General features: G+C 40.6%; 7 protein-coding genes. 4 read left to right on the forward strand and 3 right to left on the reverse strand.

Going from position 1 to position 8653, the window contains the following annotated elements; all coding sequences use genetic code 11:
• The coding region (locus tag Q1V93_RS14620) for a DEAD/DEAH box helicase (protein ID WP_300665679.1) at window positions 1-761 on the reverse strand (761 nt) is incomplete at its 3' end.
• A gap of 306 nt (window positions 762-1067) precedes the next feature.
• Between Q1V93_RS14620 and Q1V93_RS14625 the strand changes: the two genes are divergently transcribed.
• On the forward strand, window positions 1068-2777 hold the full coding sequence (locus Q1V93_RS14625; RefSeq protein WP_300665681.1) for an SBBP repeat-containing protein: 1710 nt from the start codon (window positions 1068-1070) through the stop codon (window positions 2775-2777).
• A gap of 29 nt (window positions 2778-2806) precedes the next feature.
• Here Q1V93_RS14625 and Q1V93_RS14630 read toward each other — a convergent pair whose 3' ends face one another.
• Both Q1V93_RS14630 and Q1V93_RS14635 read right to left on the reverse strand, forming a co-directional pair.
• Complete coding sequence (locus Q1V93_RS14630; RefSeq protein ID WP_300665682.1) at window positions 2807-3679, reverse strand: diphthine--ammonia ligase; 873 nt, start codon at window positions 3677-3679, stop codon at window positions 2807-2809.
• Window positions 3680-3751: 72 nt separating this feature from the next.
• Window positions 3752-4813 (reverse strand): T9SS type A sorting domain-containing protein, encoded by a 1062-nt coding sequence (locus Q1V93_RS14635; RefSeq protein ID WP_300665683.1) that lies wholly within the window; start codon window positions 4811-4813, stop codon window positions 3752-3754.
• A gap of 533 nt (window positions 4814-5346) precedes the next feature.
• On the opposite strand from Q1V93_RS14635, the gene Q1V93_RS14640 reads away from it, so the two are divergent.
• The 3 genes from Q1V93_RS14640 to Q1V93_RS14650 all read left to right on the forward strand — a co-directional run bounded on the left by Q1V93_RS14640 (window position 5347) and on the right by Q1V93_RS14650 (window position 8327).
• The gene (locus Q1V93_RS14640; protein ID WP_300665684.1) at window positions 5347-6552 is read left to right on the forward strand and encodes a lipase family protein; all 1206 of its coding nucleotides are present in this window, start codon (window positions 5347-5349) and stop codon (window positions 6550-6552) included.
• 5 nt (window positions 6553-6557) lie between these two features.
• Window positions 6558-7418, forward strand: a complete 861-nt coding sequence (locus Q1V93_RS14645; RefSeq protein WP_300665686.1) for a type IX secretion system membrane protein PorP/SprF — start codon at window positions 6558-6560, stop codon at window positions 7416-7418.
• 78 nt (window positions 7419-7496) lie between these two features.
• Window positions 7497-8327 carry a hypothetical protein gene (locus tag Q1V93_RS14650; protein ID WP_300665687.1) on the forward strand — a complete coding sequence of 277 codons (831 nt, stop codon included), beginning with the start codon at window positions 7497-7499 and terminating at the stop codon, window positions 8325-8327.
• The last annotated feature ends 326 nt before the right edge of the window (window positions 8328-8653 follow it).

The following is an 8653-nucleotide window of genomic DNA, read 5'->3' on the forward strand; positions in this document are numbered from 1 at the left end:
GTTTCATTACGTGTACGACAGAAAACCAATCCGAAGATATCCGGACTAGCGTCAATTAATCTTTTCAATGCATCGTAACGGTCACGCTCTTTCACAGTGTAATAAATGTGCTCGATGTTTTCGTTACTTTGATTTTTGTGGCCCATGGCAACTTCCAAAGGATCTGTCATGTAGTTTTTAGCAATTGCAGCCACTTCTTTTGGCATTGTTGCTGAAAACAACCACACATTCTTTGTTTCAGGAGTAGCTTCTAAAATTGCGTCAATGTCTTCCTTGAAGCCCATATTCAACATTTCATCTGCTTCGTCAAGCACAACTGTTTCAACTGTTTTCAAGTTGATTGCTTTACGATTGATCAAATCAACCAAACGCCCGGGCGTTGCTACAACGATTGTTGCACCACGCTTGATATCACTCATTTGCTTACGGATATCAGTACCACCGTAAACGGCTACTACTTTAATCTGACGATCAAATTGAGCAAATGCTTCTAAGTCTTTGGAGATTTGTAAACACAATTCACGCGTTGGAGCGATGACTAAACCTTGTGTTTCTGTGGGGCGGTCTGTTACCTTGTGAATTAACGGCAAACCGAATGCTGCTGTTTTTCCTGTCCCAGTTTGAGCGAGTCCGACAAAATCGCTTTCTAATTGTAACAAGTGCGGGATCGCACTTTGTTGGATCGGAGTTGGTTCTGCAAAACCCATTGCTTCTATCGACTGCAGAACCTCAACTCTTAACCCGAGTTCTTTAAAGGTCATATAATAAATCTAAAATTTGGCGCAAAGGTACGACGTTTTTTTTGATCATTGTTAATAAAAATACAAGTTATTGTTAATTAATGCTTTTAAGGGCTTTTTAGAGGCCAGACTAAAGAAGTTACAAGCCAATATTTTAGAGGCTTTCCTGACTCTCAATTGATGATGAGATTTAGGTATTTGGCACCAGAGTCCGGACTATTTTAAATTCAATCTTTATTCATTTGGAGTTTTATTTGTTTAAAACTCTATTTGTATATTTACCGCTTTATTCATTTTCCTGAAAAGAAAGAATTTAATCATCTAAACATGAAAAAATCGCTGCTCCCGCGTTATACAAAAGGATTTCATCACATCATCTTTTTTAGTTCACTATTTTCATTTCAAATGGGGTATGCTCAGTCACCGCAATTTGAATGGGGTAAAAAAATCGGAGGAACCGAATGGGATCAGGGAAATGCCATTGCAGTCGACAACGCTGGAAACGTATACACTACAGGACAATTTAAACAAACGGTAGACTTTGATCCGGGAGCTGCAGATTTGTTCTTAACATCTGCCGGAGATCAGGATATTTTTGTTTGCAAATTAGATTCACAAGGTAACTTGGTTTGGGCTAAAAAAATGGGCGGAACGGGAGAAGATATTGGAAAAGGTATCCAGGTTGACCCGAATGGAAATGTGTATGTTACCGGAAAATTCAAAGACGTAGTAGATTTTGACCCGAATGCAGGGATAATAAATCTAACCTCTGCAGGTATGTCAGATGTATTTGTGGCAAAATTAGATGAATCAGGTAATCTTCTTTGGGTGAAACAATTTGGAGGAAGTGAAGATGATTATAGCTTCGCCATCTCACTTGATGCTCATAACAATGTTTATACAACCGGCTCTTTTAGTTCCGTTTCTGATTTTACCTCTGGAAATTTCTTAACTACTTTTGGAGGCCACGATATTTTCATCAATAAGCTGACTACCAGCGGTAATTATGTCTGGACAAAACAATTTGGAGGAGATAGTTACGATGAAGGTACTTCTCTGTTCGTTTCTGGTGGAAATGTTTACGCTACTGGCTTCTTCCAAAATACAGCCGATCTCGATCCAGGTGGAAACACACAAAATTTCACTTCCCCCGGACTCAATATTCCGGATATCTTCGTTTCAAAAATTGACACTTCGGGAAATTTTGTCTGGGCAAAACAAATCGGTAGTACCGGGAATGATTATGGTTATGGAATCAGTGTTGACCTGTATGGTGATGTTTATTTGACGGGAAGATTTGAAAACACGGTAGATTTTGATCCAAATGCCGGAACATATAATCTGACCGCAGCCGGAACTTTTGACTTCTTTGTAATGAAGTTTACTTCTTCCGGAAACCTGGCCTGGGCGAAACAGTTTGGAAACAACGGAATGGAAATTTCGTATGGAATTATGAATGATATGGTCGGAAATGTCTACACAACGGGTTACTTTGACGGCATCGTAGATTTTGATCCGGGAAACGGAACATTCAACCTGGAATTTACACAAAGTGAGTCGGATTGTTTCATTAGTCAACTATCAAAAGACGGAGACTTTGTTTGGGCTGGAATCATTGCCGGATCCAAATTTACTTCCGGCCTTGCCATTGCCCCGGATAACTCAGGAAGCGTTTACACAACCGGTTGGTTTGGCGGACAGTTGGATGCAGATCCCAGTGCTGGGAATTTCAGCTTATCCGGAAGCGGAATGCGGGATGTCTTTATTCAAAAAATGAGCTCTTCAGTTGGAATTTTGGAGAATGACGCGTTGAACAGTATTATGCTCTACCCAAATCCTGTCTCAAATACAATGACACTTCAATCAACGATAACACTAAAAGAATTTAAAATTGTCGGAATGCTTGGAGAAGTGGTACAGCTTGGAACAATAAATTCGAACACCCTTCATCTAGACTTGCTGAAAACCGGGAATTATATATTGGAAGTGCTTGATGTCAACAATCAAATTCATCACAAACACTTTGTGAAAAATTAGCAATTCAACCATTTCCGGTCCAATGACTTTTAACTGATCGGATCGAGCTTGTTTTCCGTTAGCTTTTCATTGATCTCTGATTTCAAACAAACCGGACACAAACAATCGGTGATATTTTCCATCGGCATAATCATGGGAAGTTCGGCGCACCAGCAACCTTGCGTATAACAGGAAAACGGTTTATTGCAGCTGACACAGATTTTATGTTTTTCAAGCGTTGGAACTTCATAATTTCCGTCCAGGGAAAGCACTAAATTGCCCAAATGAGTCATTTCCTGATGTTGAACAATTTGATAGCTTGTGATTTCTATTGCCGAACGGTATCCCGGGCCATTCAAAACCATCGTATGGTATTCTCCTTGTTCACCACACAAATCCAGGCCGTTTTCCCGGCTAAGTATCCGGAATTCCTCCAAAAGATCCGAATCGATTCTTCTTCCCAAAAAACGGGCTTCAAGCCAGGGAATTTTGACCATGGTCAGCACGACTTCAAATTTGAATTTCAGCAACAGACGCATCACCTCTTCCCGCTCTGCATGCCATAAAGGGAGAAAGGTTTTCATTCCGACTGCTTTTGCGCGTTCACTGATCCAATTAGGGCTTTCACGAACTTCGGAAATATCTCCCGAAACAAGCACTTCGATTCCCAATTGCTCTTTCAGTTTGCGTAATTGAAGTTCATAGTTCTCTGCAAATGGTTCCTGAATTTCAAGTAACAGATGAGGAATTCCCAATGATTTGGACTGCAATTCCATGAATTCTTTCGGATGTGCCCTGAATTCCGTCGATTTCGAGCAAAAAGTCACCAAAGCAGTCAGTTCATACCCTTCCTGCTTCGCCAAATGCAGCGCAAGATGACAATCTTTTCCTCCCGACCAAAGAACCAATGCTTTTTCTTTCATTGCTCCGAAATTAAAAAAAAGGGTTCAAAACACGAAGTCTTAACTCCCAAAGTCCTGACTCTAAAATCGCTCTTAACGAATCACCAATTTAGAACGATTAACAATCTCCTCATTGCTTCTAACCTCTACAAAGTAAACACCCGCCGGTTGATTCAGAGAAAGATCCGAATTGTAATAAGCCGCATTTCCTGATTTTGAAGCAGGTTCCAGATCTTCCTGGTAAACCAGCTGCCCCAATTCATTTCTTAAAAAGATCGTTGATTTTGCTTCCGGATTATCCGAAAAGGAAATGTGAATGCGCCCGTCAGCAGATGGATTCGGATACATTCTGAAATCCGCTTCTTCCGCTGAAATATATTTGATCGACAATTCATTTCTGGTTCCGTCCAAATCCGTTTGACTCAATTTATAGTATACCGCTCCCTGGGTATTTTTAGTGTCCAGGTAAGAATAGGTTTTCAATTCCGTAGAATTAATTGCTCCTTTTACCTGCGCCATTTCTTTCCAGTTCAACCCGTCGCGGCTTGTTTCAATCGTGAAATAATCATTTCTCTTTTCAGACTGAACTTGCCAGGACAACAAGTTTCCGTCATTCTTTTTCTCTCCTTCAAAAGACAAGAACTCAACAGGCAATGCCGTTCCGATATTGTTGCAATGAATCTCCTGGTACGGAATTCCCGGTCCCTGGATGATCACATCAATAGTCATACAATTCAATGTTGCAACCGTTGCATTCGTACAACTCGGATAAGGAGCACTATATTGATAAGCAGTTCCGTTATTCGGTACAAATGGGTTGGTCGTTGTCTGAGCAGAACCGACACCTCCGTTTTTCGGAAGAGCATATGCTCCGTTCATAGCCGAATTGGCACAATAGATCTTTGCCTGCAGGGTATATTGCGCGGCAGCATTTGGTCCCGTAATACTGATATTGTAATCAAAATTTACATTGTAATTGTATCCATTAGGACAATCAGTGCTACTTACAGCAATACTTTTGGGAGTGATTGTAACGGAAACAACGTAACCGTTCGTGGAAGTGATTACACATTGTGCAACAGATTTGAAAGTTGTAAAAATAAGCAAAACGCCTACCAATAAGGTTAGTTGAACTAATCCTGTTCTCTTACGCATTGAGTGAAATTTGAAATTCATGGCAAAAGTACGTCATTATGCGTGCTTTAGATTTCTAATTCCAAAATTTTAACTAAATTTTTATCAAAAATAAATTTTGAAACACATCTCCGCCCGAATAAACTCAAGAAACTAACAATAAACAAGATAGAAAAACTAATTCCTTAAATAACAACGAAAACTATTCTCCTGTTTTGCTTTAAAAAAAATACGATCCTGAAACGGGAATAATTCAGCTTGAATCTTTTTAATTCTTACACCTTGAACTTTTCAACTTTTTAACTCTTGCAACTTTTGAACCCTTTGAACTCTTTAAACTCTTGAACTAAACACTGAGCTTGCCGAAGTGTGAACTTTTCAACTCTTTCAACTCTTGAGCTCTTTGAACTTTTCAACTATTGAACTCTTTCAACTTTTCAACCCTTGAACGAAACATACCGAGTCTGTGGAAGTGTGAACCCTTGAACGAAATTAACCTCCCTTACTTGCACAAAAAACCACAAAATGCTATCTTCACTCGAATTACTATTCCTATGAAGCTATTTTTCATCCTGCTTTTAAGTCTTCCTTTCTTACCGACGATCCAATCCTGTAAGAAAAAAACTTCCGAATTAGCGTATAAAGATCGCGGAACACTCATCGAATCAAGTGCAAACGGTCATATTCCGGCCAATGAGATTGCTTCCAAAATAGATAAGTTTGATGCGCAAAATATTGTTCTGCATGGTGTGACTTATTATTCCATTACCTACCGCACGATTTACGAAGGAAAGCAAATCGATTCAAGAGGTTTATTGTTCGTCCCCGACGATGTGGATTCGACCTACCTCATTGCATACTTTCACGGAACGCACGTTCCGCTGAATTTGGGAGCTTTTTATTCTGCGGATATGGAAACTCCTTCCAATTATGGTGGTCAGAGCGATAAGTTCCTGGAAACACGCAACATTGCTTTGTCCTGGGCATCAGCCGGGTATACGGTCTTTCTTCCGGATTACATCGGTTTCGGGGCTACTTCCGACAAAGAACACCCTTACCTCGCTTATGACGAACTGTTCAAATCGAACATTGACGGATTGCTGGCTGCTAAAAGTTTTCTCAGCGAAAAAGGATATGCATACGATAACCGCATTTTTCTCAGCGGCTGGTCTCAGGGTGGCGGAGCCTGTTTATCCGCGCATAAATTCATCCAGGAACAGTACGCTTCCGAATTCACTGTGACAGCAAGTTCAGGCCTGGCAGGTCCGTACAATATGAAAGGATTCATTGATGAAATCCTTGCTCAGAAAGACCAGGATGTCGGGATTATCAGCGGAGTGTTTTCCTGGGGAGTTTACAGTTTGAATAAATTTTCCCCTGAACTGAAACGTCCCACAGATCAATTGTATTCATACCCGGTATCCAACCAGGTAGCGGCTATTTTCACACCTTCTAAAATTCCCTCGGAAATTCTTCAGGAATACTTCCTGGCACACGTCATGGACGGAACGGACACCAAATTCATACAGGTTATCGACCGCAATACTTTTTCACACGGCTGGACTCCGGTCGGAAAAGTCTTTCTCCATCATGGCGACGCAGACAATACAGTCTATTATATGAATTCGGCAGATGCAAAAACCGGGTTAACTGCCGCCGGAGGTGATGTCACGCTTTATACCTATCCGGGAGGAACACACGATTCGGAACTCGAAAATTACGTCCGGAATACACTGACCGATTTTAACGCTCTAAAATAAGCTTTATGAAGAACGTTTATACGCTTGCCTTTATCCTGACAGCCCTGTCCTCAGTGATTCATGCTCAGAACAACCTTCGTCCGAATATGTACTTTCAAAAAATGCACTACTACAATGTAGCCGCAGGAATCGAAGACAGTTCTGCACACGCCTCCTTCGATTTGTATGCAAAATATAAGATCCTGCCCGAAAGCAATGATGTATGGAAAAAACCGGTCAATATATACTTCAATCACATATACAATCTGAATCAGAAAAATGCATTTCACATGTCCTATATCTATGACGGTTATTCCTATTACAACCGGAATAGTGTTTACCTGGGTTATACCCGCATGTTCCGGTGGGGAAAATCAAGCAGGTTGAACCTGGGAGCACGTGCAATTCTGAATTTCAATCAGTTCGATTGGGCCGGTTTTGCAGGTCCTGTTACCAGTACTCCGAAATTGAAATTCAATGCCGACCTGGATTTCGGAGTTCAATATCAGTGGAAAGGATTGACTGTAGGCGCATCAGCGAAAAACCTCTTTGCAAGCTCCGCGAAAATAAGTGGCGTGAATTTCATCAAAGATCACCGGGAAATCTATGGAAATCTTTCATACAACTTCGGACTCTTCAAACACAAAATAGAATTGGCACCGTTCCTTTTAGCCTACGCCGAACGGGATTTTGACCTGGATGCCGGTTTGAACCTCAATTTGTTCAAAGTAGTCAGTGTCTCATACGCCATCAGAGTATTGGAACTCCGAAGTATCTACAGCATCCGCGGAAACTTCCTCAAACGAAACCAGGTCTGTGTATCACTGGAACAAACAGCGATAAACAGCGATATGAAAGATGATTTATTACTCGGGTACCGTTTCTGAAAACTTCTGTTTAACAGATTATTTCCTGCTTGAAAAAAGGTTGTAAATTAGCCTTCACTAAAACGCAATTTTTAACGCATGAAATCAATCATTCTGTTGACCTGCACACTTGTTTCATTCAGCTCCCAAGCCCAGGAAGGCCCTTGTGAATACCTGGAAAAGGCGATCGGACATTTTCAAAACAAAGAACTCGACAGCGCGATCACGCTCATGACCTACGTGGTGGAAAACATGCCCGACACAAGCAATTGTTACGGAAGATGCTTTAATAACATTCCCTTGGCGTATGCTTCCTTAGGTCAGTTTGATCAATCCAAATACTGGTTCAACCGGATTCTGCATTCCAAACTGAATGACAAAGAACCCGGAACAGATATCATGGAACCATATGCCAATTATCATCACAATGCCTGCATGAAAATGGTTCAGGTACATCAAACCCTGAAAGAATTCCCTCAAGCCATTCAATACCTGGATTCAGCCGAAACAACCTACCCCTTCGAAACATTCAGCGGAACCGGGTTCGAAAAAAGAGCGGTATCTATTGCCATGTGGAAATCCAGGATTTACATAGAAATGAATCAAAAAGACAACGCAATCTATGTGCTGTTAAGCAAAACGTTGGATACCGATGTTCGTTTCCGAAAACCGGATTATGAATCCATGTCAAACATCGACTTCTATTCCAGCGTCAACGAAAAATTATCCGAACTGATTGGAAAAGAAGAGCTGAACAAAGCAAAAAGTTCCATGAAGGACGCGATTCGAAAACTGACCATTGTAACGGAAAACAAGAAAACATACGGAATGTTCACCTACAACAACCTGCAGTATAAAATCGGTTTAAGCGAAGAAACATCCAAAAAGAAATTGGTTGAAAAACTACTTTCAAATCATTTCTTCGATTGATCCGCCCCATTTCACTATTAACTAAATCAAATGAATTCGTAATTCGTAATTTTAATTAACATATCACGCATTTTTTTTCGGGTAATCCCTTTTTTTATTGGGTTCGGATTTACTATCTTGGCTCAGAATTAGTGAAAACACACTCTCTACTCAATACTGTTAGGTTCCTTTTTTCCAGGTAACGAATTTAATAACAGAAAGTTGAGCAACAAAAACTTCGTGTCATACAAGAGAAGTCATCTATTCAGTCGGAAAAACTATTTTCCGACCAACCAACTTTTTGCCTCTTTTTCCGTCTTATCCATACAAAACCCTTTATTACTTAC

Origin of the sequence: Fluviicola sp. (assembly GCF_030151805.1) — a bacterium.
GTDB lineage: Bacteria > Bacteroidota > Bacteroidia > Flavobacteriales_D > Crocinitomicaceae > Fluviicola.

What these genes read in the sequence shown, in the direction of transcription:
- Q1V93_RS14625 (WP_300665681.1), top strand. Translation starts at nt 1,068, where the DNA reads ATGAAAAAATCGCTGCTCCCGCGTTATACAAAAGGATTTCATCACATC.
- Q1V93_RS14630 (WP_300665682.1), bottom strand. Translation starts at nt 3,679, where the DNA reads ATGAAAGAAAAAGCATTGGTTCTTTGGTCGGGAGGAAAAGATTGTCAT.
- Q1V93_RS14635 (WP_300665683.1), bottom strand. Translation starts at nt 4,813, where the DNA reads ATGCGTAAGAGAACAGGATTAGTTCAACTAACCTTATTGGTAGGCGTT.
- Q1V93_RS14640 (WP_300665684.1), top strand. Translation starts at nt 5,347, where the DNA reads ATGAAGCTATTTTTCATCCTGCTTTTAAGTCTTCCTTTCTTACCGACG.
- Q1V93_RS14645 (WP_300665686.1), top strand. Translation starts at nt 6,558, where the DNA reads ATGAAGAACGTTTATACGCTTGCCTTTATCCTGACAGCCCTGTCCTCA.
- Q1V93_RS14650 (WP_300665687.1), top strand. Translation starts at nt 7,497, where the DNA reads ATGAAATCAATCATTCTGTTGACCTGCACACTTGTTTCATTCAGCTCC.